The following is a 20,083-nucleotide window of genomic DNA, read 5'->3' as shown; positions in this document are numbered from 1 at the left end:
TAAATCTTACGTTTCTAAAAATGAAATTAAGAAAATCTGATATATACTTTAAGAAAATGTATTTTTGCAGTCTATAATAATGAGTATGAATAGAGATTTTAAAATGACAGCAACAACACTTTTTGGTTTAGAAAGTGTTTTGGCAGAAGAGCTTAAAAAGTTAGGTGCACAAGATATAAAAGAGGCTGTAAGAAGTGTTTCTTTTAGAGGTGATAAAGGTTTTATGTATAAGGCTAATATTGCATTAAGAACTGCTGTTCGAATTTTAAAACCAATTAAAACCTGTAAAATCTATGATGAAGAAGATTTGTATGAGTCTATTCAAAAAATTAAATGGGAAAACTATTTAGATGCAGAAGGTACTTTTGCAATTGGAGCAGTAGTAAACTCAAAAAACTTTACCTCTAACTCACATTATATATCATTAAAGTCTAAAGATGCAATTGCAGATTATTTTAGACACAAATATCATAAAAGACCAAATGTAGATTTAAAATATCCAGATGTAAAAATCCATATTCATATTCAGAAAGATTGGTTAACAGTTTCTTTAGATTCTTCTGGAGATTCTCTACATAAAAGGGGCTACAGAACAGCAACCAATATTGCACCAATTAACGAGGTTTTGGCTGCAGGTATGGTTTTACTTTCAGGTTATACAGGAGATGAAAACTTTATAGACCCAATGTGTGGTTCAGGAACTATTTTAATTGAGGCAGCAATGATTGCCAATAATATTCCTGCAAATATTAATAGAAAGCTTTTTGCATTCGAAAATTGGAAAGATTATGATGAGGACCTATATTTTACCATTCAAGATGCTTTACTTAAAAAAATAAGATCATCGCATTTTAAGATTATGGGCTTTGATAAAGCACCTTCTGCTATTCAAAAGGCAAAAGCCAATGTAATATCTGCAAATTTAGAAGAGTTTATTGGTGTGCATCATGTAAACTTCTTCAACTCTACAAAAGAAGTTTTTGGTAATACTACTATATTATTTAATCCTCCTTATGGAGAACGTTTGAATATAGATACCAATGAGTTCTATAAAAAAATAGGAGATACTTTAAAGCACAATTATCCTGGTTCTACAGCTTGGCTAATTACCTCAGATACAGATGCTTTAAAATCTGTTGGTTTACGTACTTCTAAACGAATTGCTCTTAAAAACGGAGATTTGGATTGTAAGTTTGTAAAATATGAATTGTATGAAGGTTCTAGAAAACTAAAAAAAAATGCAGTTGATATTTAATTTAGGATTAAGTTAATCAATTCATTTGGTTTTTCTAACATAGGGTAGTGCCCACAATTTTCGATATTGTGTAGTTTGCAATCTCTAATATGATTTGCAAAATGTCCTGCTTCAATTTCGCTATAGATAATATCATTTTTACCAATAATAATTTTACAAGGCAATATATTTTTATCTAAAGCAGTAAACCATCTGTTCCATAACAATCTGCATTCTGTACCATAGTTGGCAAGGAAATCTATAATTTCTCTTCCATCTTTATGATCCATTAAAATCCATCTTGCTTTCATGTCTTCCTCACTAAAATGATTGGCATCAAAAAAGAAGTCCTTTACTTTAATTTTATAAAAGGCAAAAGAAGAAAACATCAATTGCATTTTACGAGAAAAATCTTGTAAAGGACTAATGTTATCATGTTCTTCATCTTCTATTTCATGATTAAAAGATACTGTACTATTTAAGAAAACGAATTCTTTAAATTTGATATCTAAAAGCTGTGTTTTATTTCTAGCCATTAATTCTAAAGCAATAGCTGCACCTAAATTATGGCTTACCAGTGTTATATTTTCAAGCTCTAGTATTTTCCATAATTCTAAAATTACGTCAGTTTGATCTAGAATGCTAAAATATTGTTTGTTAGGTTTATCAGAAAAGCCGAAACCAACTAAATCTTGTAAAACTACTCTATAGTGCTTTGTTAATTCTGGTAAAATTTTATGATAATCTATGGTCGATGTTCCATAACCATGCAAGATAACAAGTGTATTTTCACTTCTACCTTCATCAATAACAAAAACTTCTTTACCCAAAACAGAAAACATTTTACCTTTTTCTGACCATGCTTTTACGTCCATAAAAATTTAGATTTAAAATACAGGTTTAGTTCTGTTTTGATATTCAAAAACTAACTTTATCCAACTATTAGGTGTTTCTAAAATTGAATAATGTTTAACATTTTCTACCCAAGTAAGTTTTTCGTTTTCTTCTTCTGTTGCTAAAACAATTGCAATTTCTTTAATGGCTAAAGAATCTGTTTTAGACCAAAATATTTTAACAGGTACTGTGGTTTCTCTTAAAGCATTCGTCCATCTATGAAAAAAAGTATAACGTTCATTAATAAAATTACTAACAAAATGTATTTCTTTTTGACCTTCAGAAGAATCCATTTGATTCCACATATCTTTAATATCGTAGTTTTTACTTATTTGATAATTGATATTATCTTTCTTAAAACGACGTCTTATTTTTCGATATCCAAAGTTGGTAAGTCTAGAAATGTATTTTCCTATTTTTCTGTCTCTTAGTAAAACACCAATATTTTTTAAATGCAAGTGCTCTAATCGCATACTACTGCTACACAAATACATTTTATCAATTTTAAGCGGAATTAAATTATGATTTCTTCTAGCTAAAATTTCTTTGGCTATAGATGTACCATAATCATGTGCTAGTATAGACACTTTTTTTAAACCCAATTTTCTCCATAATTCTAAAGCAACATCAGCTTGATCAATTAGAGAATAAGTTAATGAATCTGGTTTATCTGAAAATCCAAAACCTAAATGATCATGAACTACAATTCTGTAGTAATGAGATAGTTCTGGTATAACTCTAAAATAATCGTATGATGAAGTTGGGTAACCATGTAAGATTACCAAAGTATCAGGATGGTCTCCAGTATCAATAACAAAAATACGTTTGTCATCAATAGTTACATATTTACCTAGTTTTTTCCAATTCTCGGCAGTCATTATATGTGGGGGGATTAAATATTAGTTAATAAACCTAAAGATACTATTTTTTCTTTAATTTTGATTTTTCAAAGCTTTAAATTTTAGAAAACATCAACTTCATAGACGTAATATTACCAATACCAATTCCTAAAACTTTTACCTATTCTATTACAGATGAGGAAGCTAGTTTTCTAAAAAAGGGAATGAGAGTAGCAGTATCTTTTGGTAATAAAAATATGTATACAGGTTTAGTGTTTAGCATACATACTAAAAAGCCTACTTTATATGATACTACAGATATTATTCAAATATTAGATGAGAAACCTATAGTTAATGAATTACAACTTAAACATTGGCAATGGATTGCCAATTACTATATGTGTTCTTTGGGAGATGTTTATAGAGCTGCATTACCATCTGCTTTTTTATTAGAAAGTGAAACTAGTATTTCTAAAAATGAAGGTTTTATAAACGAAGATATTTTAGAGGACGAAGAATTTTTAATTTATGAGGCTTTACAACATCAATCTCAACTCACAATTCATCAAGTAGCAGATATTTTAGGTAAGAAAAAGGTGATGCCTATTGTTAATGAACTTATTAAAAAATCAGCAATATTCATTCAAGAAAAAATCTACGAACAATACAAACCAAAATTGGTAAAATATGTTCGCTTGCATTCAGATTATACTTCTGATGATTCATTGAACTCATTATTAGAAGAATTATCTAGAGCTAAAAAACAAAGAGAAGCTGTATTAACATTTTTCCAATTAACCACTTCTAAAAAACCCATTAAAGCTAAAGATCTAGAAGTAAAAGCAAGTGTTTCTGCTGCAGTTTTAAAATCTCTAGTAGAAAAAAACATCCTTGAGTTCTACGAAATACAAACAGATAGAATAAGTTTTAAAGGTGAATCTAATGCTTTAAAAAGTTTGAATGAATTTCAAGAAAAAGCATACTCCGAAATTAATGAGAGTTTTAAAAATAAGGATGTAACGCTTTTGCATGGAATAACAAGTTCGGGTAAAACAGAAATATATACCAAATTAATTCAGAATGTTTTAGATGAAGGTAAACAAGTATTGTTTTTGTTACCAGAAATAGCCTTAACCACTCAAATTATTAAAAGGTTACAAATTTATTTCGGAGAACAAATTTCTGTTTTTCACTCTAAATATACTGTTAATGAAAGAGTAGAAGTATGGAATAACTTGCTTAACAAAAAATCAAAAGCACAGATTATTTTAGGTGCAAGATCATCCGTTTTTTTACCCTTTTCTAATTTGGGTTTGATTGTGGTAGATGAAGAACATGAAACCTCTTATAAGCAATTTGAACCTTCACCAAGATATAATGCTAGAGATTCTGCCATTGTTTTGGCAAAGATGCACAATGCTAAAATTTTATTAGGTTCTGCAACTCCGTCTTTAGAAAGTTATTTTAATGCCAAACAAAATAAATATGGTTTTGTTGAATTAAATAGGCGTTTTGGAAATTTACAGTTGCCAAAAATTGAATTGATCGATGTAAAAGACAAGCATAAGAAAAAAGAAATGAAAGGTCATTTCTCAGATCGATTGTTAAAATTAATTCAAGAAGCTTTAGATGAAAAAGAGCAGGTCATTTTATTTCAAAATAGGCGAGGTTACTCACCTATAGTAGAATGTAAAACTTGTGGGGTTGCTCCTCAGTGCCCTAATTGTGATGTAAGTTTAACTTTTCATAAATATAGAAATGAGTTGCGTTGTCACTATTGCAGTTATCAAAGATCAATGCCAAATTCATGTTCGGCTTGTGGTAGTAATACATTAGATACAAAAGGGTTTGGAACAGAACAAATAGAACTAGAACTTAAAGAATTGTTTCCAGACTTTAAAGTTGGTAGAATGGATTTAGATACCACTCGTGGTAAATTTGGTTATCAAAAAATTATAGGAGCTTTTGAAGCTCGAGAAATAGATATTTTGGTGGGTACACAAATGCTATCTAAAGGTTTAGATTTTGATAATGTTTCTCTTGTTGGTATTTTAAATGCTGATACCATGCTTAATTTCCCAGATTTTAGAGCTCATGAAAGAGCTTACCAAATGATGGTACAAGTTTCTGGTAGAGCAGGTAGAAGTAAAAAACAAGGTAATGTTGCCATTCAAACCTATAATCCATACCATCAAATACTGCAACAGGTATCTACAACAAATTATACAGAAATGTATAAGGAACAATTGCAAGAACGTTGGCAGTATAAATATCCACCTTATTATAGACTTATAAAAATAACTCTAAAACATAGAGATTATAATAAAGTAGATACTGGAGTAAATTGGTTATTTAAAGCTTTGTATTCTTCATTTGGTGAACATGTATTAGGCCCAACAGCACCAGCAGTATCTAGAATACGAAATCAATATATTAAAAACATTGTTATAAAAATTCCGCCAAAACAAAGTTTAGCGAACACTAAACAGCAAGTGGCTAAAATCAAAAATACTTTTGAAGCTGTAAAAGAATTTAGACCAATTCGATTTATTGCAGACGTAGATGCTTACTAAAAATTATAAATTTCTACGATTTATTTTACCCAATCTTACTTTTTTATTTTTTTCAGACAATTCAAAAACTTCTATTTTTTTTGATTGGTTTTTTCTACCCCAATTATAATAAGTTGTAATTTTAAAATAGGTAGGTTTGTATTGTTTATTACCTAAATAGGTTAAATTTAAAAGGTAATTTCTAGGATTTAATTCTCTTATAATTAATTCTTTAGATTGATACCCTTTTTCTTTTTGATCTACAATTAAAGCAGGGTTATGAGAAGATGTATTTTTTAACGTGTATCGTTCTAATTCAGGATTTACCAATTCCAAAACAAATTCAGCTTCAGAAACATTCCATTCAATTACAACTCTTACATCACTTTCCTCATTTTTTAAAGGATTACTAATTTTAATTTTTTGTGTAGAATTTATAGTTTCCAAATCCATATTATAAACAGACATAATTTCTGATGACATTATAGCACCAACATCAGTTGCATCTATTTTTAAACCTTTTTGTAAATAATAAGCATAAGTTTTAAGAAAATTCTTGTATTGTTTTTGTTCATAAAATGCATTAGCTAAATCTCTAAACGATTGCCTTTTCTTAGGTCTAATTTTTAAAATTCTTTTATAAACTTCTATTGCCTTTAAACCTTCATTTATCTCCTGATAATTGTACGCAATTGCCTTTAAATCTTCTGGATTATCTGTGAATTTTTCAAAGTCTGACAATACATTCAATAGTAAAGATTTATCGACTTTTTCTTCTTTGAAATAGTTAAAAACAGCAAAATGATAATTAGTAAGGTTTTTATCTGTATTGTAACTATTTTTATAAATACTAAGTAGTTCATCATCTTTAGATACTTTATTAAACTTATCTAAGAAAGGATATTTACTTTCTATAAACTTATTTTTTTTAGCATCACCTGAATAGTAATGATCTTTTGTGAAGTAATAATTATTATAATTTAAATTCTTGATTTTTTTATAATCTATTGATGTTGAAACTTTTATAAGTGGATTGGTAATTTCTAACTGAGGATAAAATTCTGAACTAGTAACTATTAAAAGATCTTTTACTTCAGAAATATAAATAGGATATGGAAAATCAAAAATTACTTCATCTATTTCCCAAATTGTTGGGCCATCTAATTCTTTACCCCTTAAATAAATAATCTCTTGCCCATAATCATTATAACGAACTAGAATATCTGGAATTTTCTCTGCTAGAGCTTGTGTAATTGTGGTAGCATTGGGGTTTAGCTTTTTAGGATCTATTTTTATAGCTTTAAAATTAGATAAGTTTTCACCAAAAGTACTTTCACCTAAATTAACAACCTTTTCATGTTCAATACTAGTAATACTAGATTTTAGTTTTAAATCTATATTTAACGTTTTTGTAATATCTTCAATTAAAACTTTTACTTCATTTAGACCTACATAATTATAAGTTAAATACTCATTTGGTTTTACTTCTATTGAATAAAAACCATTTTCATCGGAAACAGTATATCTAATTGTTTTATCGACTAAAATAGTTACATTCTTTAGTGGTTTGTTTTTATGATAGATAAAACCAGATATGGTTTTTAGTTCAGCATCTTTAGTTGTTTGAGCTAAAGATAAAAGAGAACATACAAATAATAGGATAGTTAGCTTTGCTTTCATAGATTTTATTTAACGCTATAAATTTATCAAATTTCATGCCTTAATAACTATTCTTTAAAAATTTATAAATAAAAAATAGAATGAGGCAACCTTTTTTAAAACCTTGTAGTCTATATATTTGTAAGGCAGTTAAAACCAACTAAAGAGACTTGAAAATTATAAAATTGCATAACAAAGAAAAATCGCTAATTAAAAAAGCGATTGCCAACAATAGAGAAGCGCAGCAAATGTTGTTTGAGCAATATTCTCCTAAAATGTTAGGCGTTTGCAGGCAATATGTAAAAGATTTGCATCATGCAGAAGATTTATTACTACAAGGTTTTTTAAAGGTTTTTAACAATTTACATAGGTTCAAACACGAAGGTAGTTTTGAAGGTTGGATAAGAAGAATAATGGTGAATACCTGTATTTCTTATTTGCGTAAAAAAAATGTTATTGATTTATCTGATGAAGATTATGTTTTTAATGATTCTGCAACAGAAAGTTTAGAAAACACATCTGTTGAAGATATTCAAAAGTTGATAGACCAATTGCCTGAAGGTTACAAAATGGTATTTAATTTGTATGCCATAGAAGGTTATAAGCACTCAGAAATTGCTGAAAAACTAGAAATTTCTGAAAGTACATCAAAATCTCAATTGTTTAAAGCGCGTAAACTTTTGCAGAAAAATTATATAAAAATGAATAAGGTAGTTCATGAAGACAAATAAATTAGATCAACAAATAAAAAAGAAGTTCGAAAACAGAACTTTTGAGCCATCAGCTTCTGCTTGGGAACGCTTGTCTGTACAATTAGATGAGCAACCGAAACAAAAGAAAATTGGTTGGTTTTTTTATATAGGTGTAGCAGCAAGTATTTTGTTATTGGTTACTATAGGAGTTCAATTATTCTCTAAAGATTCTAGTGATTTTAAACCTGTAAAAGAGGTGGTTGTAAAACCAGTAGATAAAAATAGCATCGATTCTAAAATAGAAGAATTCATAAATGAAATTCCTGTAGAAGAAGCTTTAGTAAAAGAAGAAATTGATGCTGATAAATTCTCGAAATCCGAAGATAAAATAGTTGTAAAGAATAGTGTTTACAAGAAAAAAACGAAGAAAATAGCAACTGATAAAAGACAAAATAAAGGCTTAGCTATTGTTGATGTTGAGCCTGAGGTAGATAAAAAGAAACAACAAATAGATGATATCAAAAAGGCATCAACAATAAAAAAAGGCTATAAGAATAGTAAAATTAAAGTAAATGCAGAAGACTTACTTTTTGCAGTTACGCATACTTCTCAAGAAGTAAAACAGTATTATGCTAAATATAATATGGATAGAGATGCTATTTTGAATACGATAAAAATTGAGCTCAAAAAGTCGAATTTAAAAGTTAATCCTAATACCATTTTAGCAGAAGTAGAAAGAACAATAGATGATGACGATTTTCAGAATAATTTCTTAAAATCATTAAAAAGCAAAGTATCAGATATTGCCTCTGCAATTGCCAGTAGAAACGATTAATTAATTCTACAAAATAAAATAATCTAACAATCTTAAAATCAATAAAAATGAAAGGAATACTACTAATATTAGTTGTGTTATGTACAACTATGATGCAATCTCAAGAAAAAACATTTGAGAAAGAAGTTGCCAAAATTTCTAAAAGAATAGAGTTAATAACAAAACAGCAAAAAGACTCATTAAAGGCTAAGGTATTAAACATCGATAAACGTTTGGCTGGAGGCAAAATAACAAAAGATACTGCTGATGATTTAAAGAAGGAGGCTGCAGAATATCATGCAGAGAGAATAGAAAAATTAGTAGGAGAGCAAGAAGCGTTGTTGCAAATTTTAGTACAAGCAAAGACTAATGGTAAAATTGCAAGTTCAGAAGACTCAATTACTAATGAAGATGAAGATAATACCTTTACAATAGGTAATAAGGTTTTTAAACTAAATATTTCTGAAGGAGACATTGAAGAGCGCAATAAAAAAAGAGAAGAAAGATGGAGCTACAAAAATAAACATCAAAGAACAACTACAACTCAATTCGTTTTTGCAATGGGTGTTAATAATGTTTTGAATGATAATGAATTATCTTCTTTAAATGATTCTGAATATCAATTTTGGAGATCTCGTTTTTATGAACTTGGCTTTACTTGGAAAACACGTTTTTCTAGAAAACCATCTCAGTTATATGTAAAGTATGGTTTCTCTTTTCTTTGGAATAACTTAAGATTAGAAGACAATAGAATTCACGTTAAAAATGGAGATATGACTGAAATTCAAGACTTTGGAGATCCACTTTCAGAAAGTAGATTACGTCATGTACAAATGATTTTCCCTTTACATTTAGAATGGGATTTATCTAGAAACAAGGTGTACAAAGATGGTAGAGTTAGAGATAGAACAAACGAATCTGTACGTTTGGGAGTTGGTGGATTCTTTGGTTTTAAATTGGGTACACGACAATATTTAGAGTTTGCAGATGCTGCAGGTGTAGAAACAAAACAAGTGCAATATGATAACTTTAATATGAATACATTTAACTATGGTATTAGCAGTTATATTGGTTACAAATCAACTAGTTTTTATGTAAAATATGATTTAAATCCATTATTTAAGAACTCTGAAACTAGAAATATTTCAATGGGAATTCGTTTAGATTTAAACTAATCTTTAAAAACAATATTATCAAAAAGTCAATGTAATTACATTGACTTTTTTTGTGCTAAATAATTATTGATTTATGATTTTCTAAAAGCTTTTTTGTTGATATGATAAAAGTTTTTAAAATCAGAATTCTATTTTAGATTATATTAAATAATCCTATTACTTTTAGTCTATATTTTTTAAACCTTAAAGATGATAGTTGGTATTCCAAAAGAAATTAAAAATAACGAAAGTAGAGTAGGTATGACACCAGCAGGTGTTTTTGCCTTAGTAAAAAATAATCATACAGTCTATGTACAATCTACAGCTGGTGAAGGAAGTGGTTTTTTTGATGAAGATTACCTAGAAGTTGGAGCAGAAATTTTACCTACTATAGAAGATGTTTACGCTAAAAGCGAAATGATTGTAAAGGTAAAAGAGCCAATAGCTTCAGAATATCCTTTAATTAAAGAAAATCAAATTGTTTTTACTTATTTCCATTTTGCATCTAGTGAGCCTTTAACAAAGGCAATGATAGAAAGTAAGTCTATTTGTATTGCCTATGAAACTGTAGAAGATTCAGAGGGTACCTTACCATTATTAACACCAATGTCTGAAGTTGCAGGAAGAATGTCTATACAGCAAGGAGCAAAATATTTAGAAAAACCTGTGAAGGGTAGAGGGATTTTATTGGGTGGTGTTCCAGGTGTTACACCAGGTAAAGTGTTAATTTTAGGCGCAGGTGTTGTTGGAGTGCAAGCAGCAAAAATGGCAGCAGGTTTAGGTGCTCATGTTACCATTTTAGATATTAATATGAAACGTTTGCGTTATGTGAATGATGTATTACCAAATCATGTAATTACTGGTTTTTCTAGTGAGTATAGTATTCGTCAACATATCAAAACTCACGATTTAATAGTGGGTGGTGTTTTAGTTAAAGGAGGTAAAGCTCCAAAATTAATTACTAAAGATATGCTTAAAGAAATGAGGCCAGGTACTGTTGTTGTAGATGTAGCAGTAGATCAAGGTGGATGTTTTGAAACAACAAAAGCAACCACACATGAAGAGCCTACCTATATTATAGATGATGTAGTACACTATTGTGTCGCAAATATGCCAGGTGCTGTGCCTTACACATCAACTATGGCATTAACCAATGTAACTTTATCTTATATATTAAAATTGGCTAATTTAGGTTGGGAAAAGGCCTGTGAAACCGATGAAAGTTTAGCAAAAGGATTAAATATTGTAAAAGGTGAAATTACTTATAAAGAACTAGAAGGTATTTTTGAATAATTCAAGAATTGTTTATTTTAAAAAAGAGATAAGTAGTTTTACTTATCTCTTTTTTCTTCCCAAGATTTTCTTAAGTCAGATGATAAAATGCTAGAACCATCATGTTTCCATCCAGGAGGTTTTATAAAGTAATTAAGCCTATTCCTTAAAGAAGTTTTAGTTGTAAAAGCATCTTTAAACATTTGATACCACTCTAAAAAAGCTACTTTAATAGGATTATATGTATCTATATTGGCTACCAAACCATAGACAGGTTCTTCAACCTCAGGTTCGTAAGTGTTGAATAATTTATCCCAGATAATAAATATTCCAGCATGATTTCTATCTAAATACTGAGCATTTGTTGCATGATGCACTCTATGATGACTGGGAGTATTAAAAATGGCTTCAAACCATCTTGGCATTTTATCAATTAATTTGGTATGAATCCAGTATTGGTAGATTAAACTTACAGACATCTGAACCAAAACCATAATTGGATGAAAACCAATGACAACTAATGGAATCCAGAAAATAAAGCTAAAAAAACTACCAGACCAAGTTTGCCTTAAAGCTGTGCTAAGATTATATTCTTTAGAAGAGTGATGGACAACATGGCTAGCCCAAAAAAACCTACTTTCATGACTAATTCTGTGAAACCAATAATAACAGAAGTCTTCAGCAAATAATAAAACAACCCAAGACCAAAGTGCAAAAGGAATGGTAAAAACTCTGAATTGATAAAAGAAATAAAACAAACTTAATACAAGTGCTTTTGTAAATAAACCTATAAATACGTTCCCTAAACCCATAATAATTGAGGTTCCTGCATCTTTATATTCGTATTCCTGCATTTTAACTTTAATAGTAAGTACTATTTCTAAGATTACAGTAGCTACAAAAAAAGGAATCGCATAATGAATTAAATCTGGTATTTCAGGTATTTGCATTTCAGTGTTTTAGGTTTAATTAGCAGTCAATAAATTACTTAATTATAAATGGCTTATTTATGTGTTAAATAGAAAAAAGTTATTATATTTGCACCCTTAAAAATAAACAATAAATTTTTAATTATGAATCATTACGAAACTGTTTTCATTTTGAATCCCGTTTTATCTGATACTCAGATAAAGGAAACAGTACAAAAGTTTAATGACTATTTGGTTTCTAAAGGTGCCGAAATGATTTCTAAAGAAGATTGGGGCTTAAAAAAATTAGCTTACCCAATTCAAAAAAAGAAAAGTGGTTTTTATCACTTATTTGAATTTAAAATTGCAGGAGAAGAAATTACTGCTTTTGAATTAGAGTTTAGAAGAGACGATAGCGTTATGCGTTATTTAACTGTAAGACTAGACAAACATGCAGCTGCATGGGCAGAGAAAAGAAGAGAACGTGTTAAATCTACTAAAAAATAAGGTATGGCATCAATAGAACAACAAGCAAAAGGTGGTAAATCTGCAGATGTAAGATATTTAACACCATTAGACATTGAAACTAAAAAAGAAGCTAAATACTGTAGATTTAAGAAAAAAGGTATTAAGTATATCGATTATAAAGATGCAGACTTCTTAATGTATTTAGTAAACGAGCAAGGTAAAATCTTACCTAGACGTTTAACAGGAACTTCATTAAAGTATCAACGTAAAGTTGCGCAAGCAATTAAAAGAGCGCGTCATTTAGCGTTAATGCCTTACGTTGGAGATATGTTAAAATAATAAAGAGGTAGAGACATGGAATTGATTTTAAGACAAGACGTAGAAAATTTAGGATTTAAAGATGACATCGTAGACGTGAAAAACGGTTATGGTAGAAACTTTTTAATCCCTACAGGACAAGCAGTTTTAGCTACTACATCTGCAAAGAAAGTTTTAGCAGAGAATTTAAAACAACGTGCTTATAAAGAAGCTAAATTAATTGAAGATGCAAACAAAGTTGCAGAAACAATTAAAGGATATGATATTAAAATTGCATCTAAAACTGGTTCAGGAGACAAATTATTTGGTTCTGTAAACAACATAGATTTAGCTGCAGCTTTAGCAAAAGAAGGAACAGAAATCGACAAGAAATTTATTAAAGTTGTTGGTGGTTCTGTAAAAAGATTAGGAGTTTATGAAGCATCTGTTAGATTACATAGAGAGGTAGTTGCAGATATTAATTTTGAAGTAGTTTCAGAATAGTTAATAAACTGTTAACTAAACGTTAAAAAAAACGCTTACTATTGTAGTAAGCGTTTTTTGTTTTTATTACTTTTGCCGAAATTAAATTCAAATTCTAATTTAAATTCAAAATTAAATGAACAAAAAATTATTTTTCACAACATTATTTTTAATGTTAAATGTTGTTCTGTTTGCACAGGTTACAACATCTAAAATTAAAGGTACTGTTACAGACGAAACAGGAGAAGCACTTTTTGGGGCTACAATTTCTGTTTTACATGTTCCAACAGGTACGTTAAGAGGAACAACTGCTCAAGATAATGGTAGGTATACCGTTTTAAACTTAAGAGTTGGAGGACCGTATAAAATTACTTTTAGTTATTTAGGTTTTAAAGAACAAGTAGTTAATGATGTTTATTTAACCTTAGGTAAAACAACAAACATTGATGCAAAATTAGTAGAAGAAGGAGAATCTTTAGACGAGATTGTTATTTCCTCTGCAAAAAATAAAATTTTTAATAATGATAGAACTGGAGCACAAACAAGTGTAACAGCTACTCAATTAAAAGTTTTGCCTACAATTTCTAGATCAGCATCAGATTTTACTAGGTTAGAGCCTACAGCAAGTAATGGTTCTTTTGGGGGTAGAAACGATCAGTTTAACAACTTTTCTTTAGACGGTTCTATTTTTAATAATCCTTTTGGATTAGATGCTGCAACACCAGGAGGACAAACGAACGCTCAGCCAATTTCTTTAGATGCAATTGAACAAATTTCTGTTTCTGTAGCACCTTATGATGTTACTCAATCAGGATTTACAGGAGCTTCTGTAGATGCAGTTACAAAAAGTGGTACAAATGAGTTTCGTGGAACTGTTTATGGTTTTTACAGAAACGAAGATTTAACAGGAGGTAAAATCAATGGTCAAGATGTTTTCAAACCAAGTTTAACTCAAAATCAGTATGGAGTTAGTATTGGAGGGCCAATTATTAAAAATAAATTATTCTTTTTTGCCAATTTTGAGAAAGATGAAGTTACTGAATTAGGTTCTTCATTTGTACCAAATACAGGTTCTGGAGCACTAAACGAGTCTAGAGTTTTAGAATCTGACTTACAATTAGTAAGTAGTATTTTAAGCCAGGTTAATATTGGAAATGGCCAAACATATAACCCAGGGGCTTATGAAGGGTTTACTTACGATGCAAATTCAACGAAAGGTTTATTTAAGTTAGATTGGAATATTAATGAAAATCATAGATTAGCCTTTGTATACAATTTTTTAATAGCATCTAAAGAAAAACCAGCACACCCAACAGCATTAGGTTTTAGAGGGCCAAATGCAACTACGTTACAATTTGAGAATGCAGGTTATCAAATAAATAATAATATCAATTCATTCTTAGTAGAATTAAATTCAACTTTTAATGATGAAACTTCTAACAAACTTCAAGTTGGGTATACTCATTTTGATGATTTTAGAACGCCATTATCTACTCCAGCACCATCAATTACTTTATTAAATGGAGGTTCTAATTACATCATTGCTGGGCATGAACCATTTTCTATTAATAACAAGTTAGATCAAAAAGTATTACAAATTACAAATAACATGAGCTTTTTTAAAGGAGATCATACTTATACAGTTGGTTTTTCTTTTGAGAAATTTATGTTTGATAACTCTTTTAACTTAGGTGCTTTTGGTGCTCAAGGTGTATTTTTCCCTTCAGGAGATATTGCAGACTTTAGAAACACAGTGGGTAACCCAACAGCAGAAGCTGCTTTAGTAGCAAACTATCAAGCACAATTTGATGCTGCAATTGCTGCAAACAATTCAAGATTAGCAAATGGTACAGGAAATCCTGGTGGTTTTGCATTAGCAGAAACTAATGTAGGTCAATTGGCTTTTTATGTGCAGGACGAATGGAATGCAAGTGATGATTTAAAAATTACTTACGGAGTACGTTTTGACAAACCTTTATTCTTTGATACAACTCAGAAAGCGCAAGATGTTATAGATAATGCATGTTGTTTTGCTCCTGATATTCCTTATTACAATCCAAATACACAACAAGAAGTTACTTTAGATAACAGAAAAATGCCAACAGACAAGTGGTTATTTTCTCCAAGATTAGGGTTTAACTGGGATGCTAATGGAGAAGGAAAATTACAATTAAGAGGAGGAACAGGTATCTTTACAGGTAGATTGCCTTTTGTTTGGATTGGAAACCAAATTGCAAATCCAGAGGCTTTCTTTTATCAAGCAGTTGATCCAGATTTTCAATTTCCACAAGTTTGGAGAACCAACATTGGTGTAGATTATAAATTAGAAAGCAACTATGTAATCTCTACAGATTTATCTTACAGTAAAGATATCAATGGTGCACATGTACAAAACTGGGGATTAAGAAATCCTACAGGAAACTTATCTGGTGCAGATAATAGAGCATATTATTTAGACTCAGATAAAGGTAACAATGGTTATGTATTTACAAACTCAAATAAAGGTAGAACTTACAACTTTACTACTAAAGTAGAAAAGACGTTTGACAACGGTTTGTATACAAACATTGCATATAGTTACTTAAACTCAAAAGATGTAAACTCAATTGAAGCTGAAATTACAGGAGATGCATTCGCATTTAATCCAGTTGTAGGAAATGCTAACAACGATGTTTTAGCGTACTCTAAATATGGAGATACACATAGAATTATTGGTGTTGCTTCTAAGAAGTTCAACTTTTTTGGAGAAAAAGCTCCAACAACTTTTACTACATTCTTTGAATATGCTAAAGGAGGTAGATTTAATTATACTTATGGAGGAGACATCAATAACGATGGTTCTTCTGTAAATGATTTATTATATGTACCAACAGCATCAGAATTAAATTCAATGCAGTTTACAGGTGCAGGACAAGCTGCTGCATTTGAATCTTACATTCAGCAAGATGATTATTTAAGTGAAAGAAGAGGGCAGTATGTAGAAAGATATGGTGCTTTAGCTCCATGGAGAGGTCGTTGGGATTTAAAAGTATTACAAGACTTTAACTTTAATGTTGCAGATGGTAAAGAAAATACTATTCAAATAAGTTTAGATATTTTAAACCTTGGTAACTTAATTAATTCAGATTGGGGTGTTGTTCAACAACCAAGAAATGTACAACCATTAGGAGTTTCTGTTGATGCTAATACATTGCAACCAACTTATACTTTTGATGAAACGTTAACAGACACGTTTGCTTTTGATAGTAGTTTACAATCTAGATGGCAAGCACAAATTGGTTTACGTTATATTTTCTAAACCAAAATAATAAATAGATATTTGAACCGCTCAAAACTTTTTGAGCGGTTTTTTAATGGAACAAAATGAAATATAGACAACTTACCAAAGAACAATTTGAAAGTTTGCATAAAGAGTTTGCTCAGTTTTTAGCAACACAAAGTATAGACGTAAAAGAATGGCAAGATATTAAGACCAATAAACCTAAGGTAGCAGAAGAAGAAATGAATATTTTTTCGGATTTGGTTTGGGATGATGTTTTAACAAAAGTAAACTATGTAGAACATTTTTCTAAAACTTCTGCAAACTTGTTTAAATGTGAAGATGAACAAATTCACAGAATTGCTATTAAAGTCAATTGGGATATTAATTTATTAGAGCAAAAAGGTTTTGAATGGCTCATGCAAAACCCTATGGACAATTCTGTAGAAATTTTTAAAGGAAGTAAATCTTACAATGGTGAAAGAAATTTAGAAATCTTTGATTTAATAGAAAAAGGTAGTTCAATTTCTAAAGGAGAGATTTACGATTATATAAATAGTTTAGTCTCTTAAATAAAGTTAAATTTCATTCGTCGACACTTATTGGTATTTAATCGAATGCAAATTACTTTCTAACACTAATTTTAATAAAGTAAATTAGTTTAGATTTACTTTGCTGTAGTTAATATTAAAACAAAAATTGCAGAGTTGGAAAAAAACCTTAAAATATTACTTGTAGAAGATAATTTAATCGAAATAATGAAAATGAAAAGAACCATTTCATTATTAAAATTAAACCATACGCTTCATGAGGCAAAGAATGGAGAGGAAGCTCTAAAATTTTTAGAAGATAAATCAAACATACCAGATTTAATTTTATTAGATCTTAACATGCCTAAAATTAGCGGAATTGAATTTTTGAAAATCATTAAAGCTAATGAGGAATTGTTACATATTCCTACAGTAATATTAACTACTTCTAGTAATCAATCAGACCTAATTGAATGTTACAAAACAGGGATGTCTGGTTATGTATTAAAGCCACTTAAATATGAGGATTATGTCAAAAAAATTGAAAAAGTTTTGGCATATTGGAGCGTGAATGAATTAAGAAAAGTATAAAAACTTTACTTTTTTAAATTCTTTATTACCTACTTTATCATCATTTTAATTTCTAAATCTGTTTTTTAAACTTTTGGCTATCAGCAACTTTGTTTTAACGTTCTTTTTAATAATTTTTTATTTTTGTTATAATATTCTTACAGAAATAGATTATGTATTGCCAAAAAGATTGTAAATTTAGTGCTTATACTATGCATAATACAATCAATATTATAACTTAGTAAACCTCTAACCAAATATAGAATAATGAAAACTGTACAATTAAAAAGGGAAGCAAATTCAGAGTTTAAATTTATTACTGATAAACAAACTTTAAAAGCACCTTTGGTTTTAATTTTTGGCAGTAGATATTTGTTAGAAGCAGAATCTGTTTATGATGAAATTAAATCTATTTTTCCTGATGGTCATCTTGTTTTTGGTTCAACCTCGGGTAATATTACATCAGAGTCTGTAGATGATGAATCTATTGTTGTAACAGCTATAGAGTTTGAAAAAAGTAGTTTTGTTATTAAAACTACCAACGTAATTAGCGAGAATCAAGAAAGTTTAAATAGTACAGAAGTTGGTAAAGAACTTATAAAACAATTACCTCAAGAAAATTTAAAACACGTTTTTATTATTTCTGATGGTAGTTTTATTAATGGAAGTCAATTGGCTATTGGTATGAACTCAGCTTCAGACCAAGATTTAATTGTTACAGGCGCACTATGTGGAGATGCAGCAAGATTTGAAAAAACACTTTCTTCTTACAACGAGTTGCCAAAAGAAGGTGAAATTATTGCTATTGGTTTGTATGGAGAATCTTTAGAAATTTCTTTTGCCTCTAATGGAGGATGGACACCTTTTGGACCAGAAAGATTAGTTACCAAATCGAAAGATAATATATTGTACGAAATTGATGGTAAACCAGCCTTAGACTTATACAAAACCTATTTAGGAGAAAAATCTAAAGAATTACCAGGTGCTGCCTTATTATATCCTTTAAATGTAAAATCTAAAGATGATAAAAAATCGATTGTTAGAACCATTTTAAATATTAATGAAGAAGACAATTCTATGATTTTAGCTGGAGATATTTTAGAAGGATCTCAAGTACAGTTAATGATGACAAATGTAGATAGCATTGTAAATGCAGCAGAAATTGGTGCTGAAAAAGCATTAGCTGAAAGAAAAAATGCACCTGAATTAGCCATATTAGTTAGTTGTATTGGTAGAAAATTGGTGCTAGATCAAAGAGTAGAGGAGGAAGTAGAAGAAGTTATGGAAGTAATTGGTGCAAATACGTTAGTAAGCGGTTTTTATTCTTATGGAGAAATTGCTCCTTTTGAAGATGAAACTAATTGTCAACTGCACAATCAAACAATGGCAATTACATTAATAAGCGAGTAATGAACTCTTTACTTAAAAGACAAATTCGTAAATATTTACCCGAAAAATTTAAGTCAGATGATGACTTAAATGAATTTTTAGAGGCCATTGAAAGGTCTTATAATACTTCTGATGAGCAATTTAAAATGTTGCAAAGAGCTGCATCTATAAGTTCAGAAGAACTTTTTGAATCTAATCAGCAGTTAAGAGAAGAATCAGAAGCTCAAAAAGAAATAATAGCTAAACTTAATAATGTAATTAATACATTAAAGTTTTATGGTTTAGATGAAACCAATAATTTAGAAGAATCAGATTCTTTAAAATTAGTAGATTTTATTGATAATCAAACCAAAGAAATTATAGAAATTAATAAGCAGAAAGATCTTTTACTTTCTAATTTAGAAAAGCAAAATGCAGAACTGAATGATTATGCTCAAATGATTTCTCATGATTTACAATCACCCTTACAAAGTATAGAAGCGTTAACTACTTGGTTAAAGACAGATTATCAAGATCAAATAGATGAAGGTGGTAAAGATATACTTCGTTTAATTGGCGAGAATGTAGAAAAGATGGATTCTCTAATAAAAAATGTTTACGAGTATACTAATATTGATAAAATTCACAATAAAAAGCGAGATATTGATTTAAATGATTTATTAAAAAGTTTATTAAAATTAATCAAAAATCCTAATAAAATAGAAATCAAAATTCAAGACAATCTACCAATAATTAGTGGTGATACATATCGATTAAATTTACTTTTTTATCATTTAATAGATAACGCCATTAAATACAATGATAAAGGTGAGAATGGCTTGGTTGAAATTCTATTTGAAGAAGAGAAAAACTACTGGAAATTTTGTGTTAAGGATAATGGAAAAGGAATAGAAAATCAGTATTTAGATAAAATTTTTAATGCTTTTCAAAAATTAAATAATGACAATCAATCTTCAGGTATAGGTCTATCTATTGCCAAAAAGATTGTGGAAGTTTATTATGGTAATATTGAAATAAAATCGAACCCAGGTGAAGAAACACTTGTAATATTTACTTTAAGAAAGTAGCT

18 protein-coding genes are annotated in these 20,083 nt (G+C 29.3%); 14 read left to right on the top strand and 4 right to left on the bottom strand.

The window, feature by feature from the left end:
* The first annotated feature begins 85 nt into the window (after positions 1 to 85).
* Positions 86 to 1,255 carry a class I SAM-dependent RNA methyltransferase gene (locus tag MED152_RS02395; protein ID WP_015480256.1) on the top strand — a complete coding sequence of 390 codons (1,170 nt, stop codon included), beginning with the start codon at positions 86 to 88 and terminating at the stop codon, positions 1,253 to 1,255.
* Here the strand turns inward: MED152_RS02395 and MED152_RS02390 are convergent.
* Complete coding sequence (locus tag MED152_RS02390; RefSeq protein ID WP_015480255.1) at positions 1,252 to 2,109, bottom strand: alpha/beta fold hydrolase; 858 nt, start codon at positions 2,107 to 2,109, stop codon at positions 1,252 to 1,254. The genes MED152_RS02395 and MED152_RS02390 overlap by 4 nt on opposite strands.
* A gap of 12 nt (positions 2,110 to 2,121) precedes the next feature.
* Positions 2,122 to 3,006 (bottom strand): alpha/beta hydrolase, encoded by an 885-nt coding sequence (locus MED152_RS13350; RefSeq protein ID WP_015480254.1) that lies wholly within the window; start codon positions 3,004 to 3,006, stop codon positions 2,122 to 2,124.
* Between the two features lie 110 nt (positions 3,007 to 3,116).
* Here MED152_RS13350 and priA point away from each other — a divergent pair, with 110 nt between their 5' ends.
* Positions 3,117 to 5,540, top strand: a complete 2,424-nt coding sequence (gene priA / locus MED152_RS02380) for a primosomal protein N' (RefSeq protein ID WP_041383319.1) — start codon at positions 3,117 to 3,119, stop codon at positions 5,538 to 5,540.
* A gap of 3 nt (positions 5,541 to 5,543) precedes the next feature.
* Here priA and MED152_RS02375 read toward each other — a convergent pair whose 3' ends face one another.
* Positions 5,544 to 7,199, bottom strand: a complete 1,656-nt coding sequence (locus MED152_RS02375) for a carboxypeptidase-like regulatory domain-containing protein (protein WP_015480252.1) — start codon at positions 7,197 to 7,199, stop codon at positions 5,544 to 5,546.
* Between the two features lie 149 nt (positions 7,200 to 7,348).
* Between MED152_RS02375 and MED152_RS02370 the strand changes: the two genes are divergently transcribed.
* The 4 genes from MED152_RS02370 (at position 7,349) to ald (ending at position 11,131) form a co-directional block, all read left to right on the top strand.
* Complete coding sequence (locus tag MED152_RS02370) at positions 7,349 to 7,909, top strand: RNA polymerase sigma factor (protein WP_041383318.1); 561 nt, start codon at positions 7,349 to 7,351, stop codon at positions 7,907 to 7,909.
* Positions 7,896 to 8,705 carry a hypothetical protein gene (locus MED152_RS02365; protein WP_015480250.1) on the top strand — a complete coding sequence of 270 codons (810 nt, stop codon included), beginning with the start codon at positions 7,896 to 7,898 and terminating at the stop codon, positions 8,703 to 8,705. Before MED152_RS02370 ends, MED152_RS02365 begins: the two co-directional genes overlap by 14 nt.
* A gap of 47 nt (positions 8,706 to 8,752) precedes the next feature.
* Positions 8,753 to 9,859 carry a hypothetical protein gene (locus MED152_RS02360; protein ID WP_015480249.1) on the top strand — a complete coding sequence of 369 codons (1,107 nt, stop codon included), beginning with the start codon at positions 8,753 to 8,755 and terminating at the stop codon, positions 9,857 to 9,859.
* A 189-nt stretch (positions 9,860 to 10,048) separates the two neighbouring features.
* Complete coding sequence (gene ald, locus MED152_RS02355) at positions 10,049 to 11,131, top strand: alanine dehydrogenase (protein ID WP_015480248.1); 1,083 nt, start codon at positions 10,049 to 10,051, stop codon at positions 11,129 to 11,131.
* A 38-nt stretch (positions 11,132 to 11,169) separates the two neighbouring features.
* On the opposite strand, the gene MED152_RS02350 is transcribed toward ald, so the two are convergent.
* The gene (locus MED152_RS02350) at positions 11,170 to 12,060 is read right to left on the bottom strand and encodes a sterol desaturase family protein (RefSeq protein WP_015480247.1); all 891 of its coding nucleotides are present in this window, start codon (positions 12,058 to 12,060) and stop codon (positions 11,170 to 11,172) included.
* A 123-nt stretch (positions 12,061 to 12,183) separates the two neighbouring features.
* Between MED152_RS02350 and rpsF the strand changes: the two genes are divergently transcribed.
* The 8 genes from rpsF to MED152_RS02310 all read left to right on the top strand — a co-directional run bounded on the left by rpsF (position 12,184) and on the right by MED152_RS02310 (position 20,081).
* Positions 12,184 to 12,525 (top strand): 30S ribosomal protein S6, encoded by a 342-nt coding sequence (rpsF, locus tag MED152_RS02345; RefSeq protein ID WP_015480246.1) that lies wholly within the window; start codon positions 12,184 to 12,186, stop codon positions 12,523 to 12,525.
* A gap of 3 nt (positions 12,526 to 12,528) precedes the next feature.
* Entirely contained in the window at positions 12,529 to 12,825 is a 297-nt protein-coding gene (gene rpsR / locus MED152_RS02340) for a 30S ribosomal protein S18 (protein ID WP_015480245.1), read from the top strand.
* 15 nt (positions 12,826 to 12,840) lie between these two features.
* Complete coding sequence (rplI, locus tag MED152_RS02335) at positions 12,841 to 13,287, top strand: 50S ribosomal protein L9 (RefSeq protein ID WP_015480244.1); 447 nt, start codon at positions 12,841 to 12,843, stop codon at positions 13,285 to 13,287.
* 115 nt (positions 13,288 to 13,402) lie between these two features.
* The gene (locus MED152_RS02330; protein ID WP_015480243.1) at positions 13,403 to 16,564 is read left to right on the top strand and encodes a TonB-dependent receptor; all 3,162 of its coding nucleotides are present in this window, start codon (positions 13,403 to 13,405) and stop codon (positions 16,562 to 16,564) included.
* A gap of 65 nt (positions 16,565 to 16,629) precedes the next feature.
* On the top strand, positions 16,630 to 17,097 hold the full coding sequence (locus MED152_RS02325) for a DUF6495 family protein (RefSeq protein ID WP_015480242.1): 468 nt from the start codon (positions 16,630 to 16,632) through the stop codon (positions 17,095 to 17,097).
* A 135-nt stretch (positions 17,098 to 17,232) separates the two neighbouring features.
* Positions 17,233 to 17,646 (top strand): response regulator, encoded by a 414-nt coding sequence (locus tag MED152_RS02320; RefSeq protein ID WP_041383315.1) that lies wholly within the window; start codon positions 17,233 to 17,235, stop codon positions 17,644 to 17,646.
* Positions 17,647 to 17,892: 246 nt separating this feature from the next.
* On the top strand, positions 17,893 to 19,035 hold the full coding sequence (locus MED152_RS02315; RefSeq protein ID WP_015480240.1) for an FIST signal transduction protein: 1,143 nt from the start codon (positions 17,893 to 17,895) through the stop codon (positions 19,033 to 19,035).
* Positions 19,035 to 20,081 carry an ATP-binding protein gene (locus MED152_RS02310; protein ID WP_015480239.1) on the top strand — a complete coding sequence of 349 codons (1,047 nt, stop codon included), beginning with the start codon at positions 19,035 to 19,037 and terminating at the stop codon, positions 20,079 to 20,081. Before MED152_RS02315 ends, MED152_RS02310 begins: the two co-directional genes overlap by 1 nt.
* Positions 20,082 to 20,083 lie beyond the last annotated feature (2 nt).

Origin of the sequence: Polaribacter sp. MED152 (assembly GCF_000152945.2) — a bacterium.
In the GTDB taxonomy this organism is placed as follows: Bacteria; Bacteroidota; Bacteroidia; order Flavobacteriales; family Flavobacteriaceae; genus Polaribacter.
Note: the sequence above shows the minus strand (reverse complement) of the source record. Positions and strands in the feature narration are given on the sequence as shown.

Excerpts from the sequence above, each read along its gene's own strand:
- MED152_RS02310 (WP_015480239.1), top strand. The coding sequence starts at position 19,035 with ATGAACTCTTTACTTAAAAGACAAATTCGTAAATATTTACCCGAAAAA.
- rpsR (WP_015480245.1), top strand. The coding sequence starts at position 12,529 with ATGGCATCAATAGAACAACAAGCAAAAGGTGGTAAATCTGCAGATGTA.
- ald (WP_015480248.1), top strand. The coding sequence starts at position 10,049 with ATGATAGTTGGTATTCCAAAAGAAATTAAAAATAACGAAAGTAGAGTA.
- MED152_RS02365 (WP_015480250.1), top strand. The coding sequence starts at position 7,896 with ATGAAGACAAATAAATTAGATCAACAAATAAAAAAGAAGTTCGAAAAC.
- MED152_RS02315 (WP_015480240.1), top strand. The coding sequence starts at position 17,893 with ATGAAAACTGTACAATTAAAAAGGGAAGCAAATTCAGAGTTTAAATTT.
- MED152_RS02330 (WP_015480243.1), top strand. The coding sequence starts at position 13,403 with ATGAACAAAAAATTATTTTTCACAACATTATTTTTAATGTTAAATGTT.
- MED152_RS13350 (WP_015480254.1), bottom strand. The coding sequence starts at position 3,006 with ATGACTGCCGAGAATTGGAAAAAACTAGGTAAATATGTAACTATTGAT.
- MED152_RS02325 (WP_015480242.1), top strand. The coding sequence starts at position 16,630 with ATGAAATATAGACAACTTACCAAAGAACAATTTGAAAGTTTGCATAAA.
- rplI (WP_015480244.1), top strand. The coding sequence starts at position 12,841 with ATGGAATTGATTTTAAGACAAGACGTAGAAAATTTAGGATTTAAAGAT.
- rpsF (WP_015480246.1), top strand. The coding sequence starts at position 12,184 with ATGAATCATTACGAAACTGTTTTCATTTTGAATCCCGTTTTATCTGAT.
- MED152_RS02395 (WP_015480256.1), top strand. The coding sequence starts at position 86 with ATGAATAGAGATTTTAAAATGACAGCAACAACACTTTTTGGTTTAGAA.
- MED152_RS02375 (WP_015480252.1), bottom strand. The coding sequence starts at position 7,199 with ATGAAAGCAAAGCTAACTATCCTATTATTTGTATGTTCTCTTTTATCT.
- MED152_RS02360 (WP_015480249.1), top strand. The coding sequence starts at position 8,753 with ATGAAAGGAATACTACTAATATTAGTTGTGTTATGTACAACTATGATG.
- MED152_RS02350 (WP_015480247.1), bottom strand. The coding sequence starts at position 12,060 with ATGCAAATACCTGAAATACCAGATTTAATTCATTATGCGATTCCTTTT.
- MED152_RS02390 (WP_015480255.1), bottom strand. The coding sequence starts at position 2,109 with ATGGACGTAAAAGCATGGTCAGAAAAAGGTAAAATGTTTTCTGTTTTG.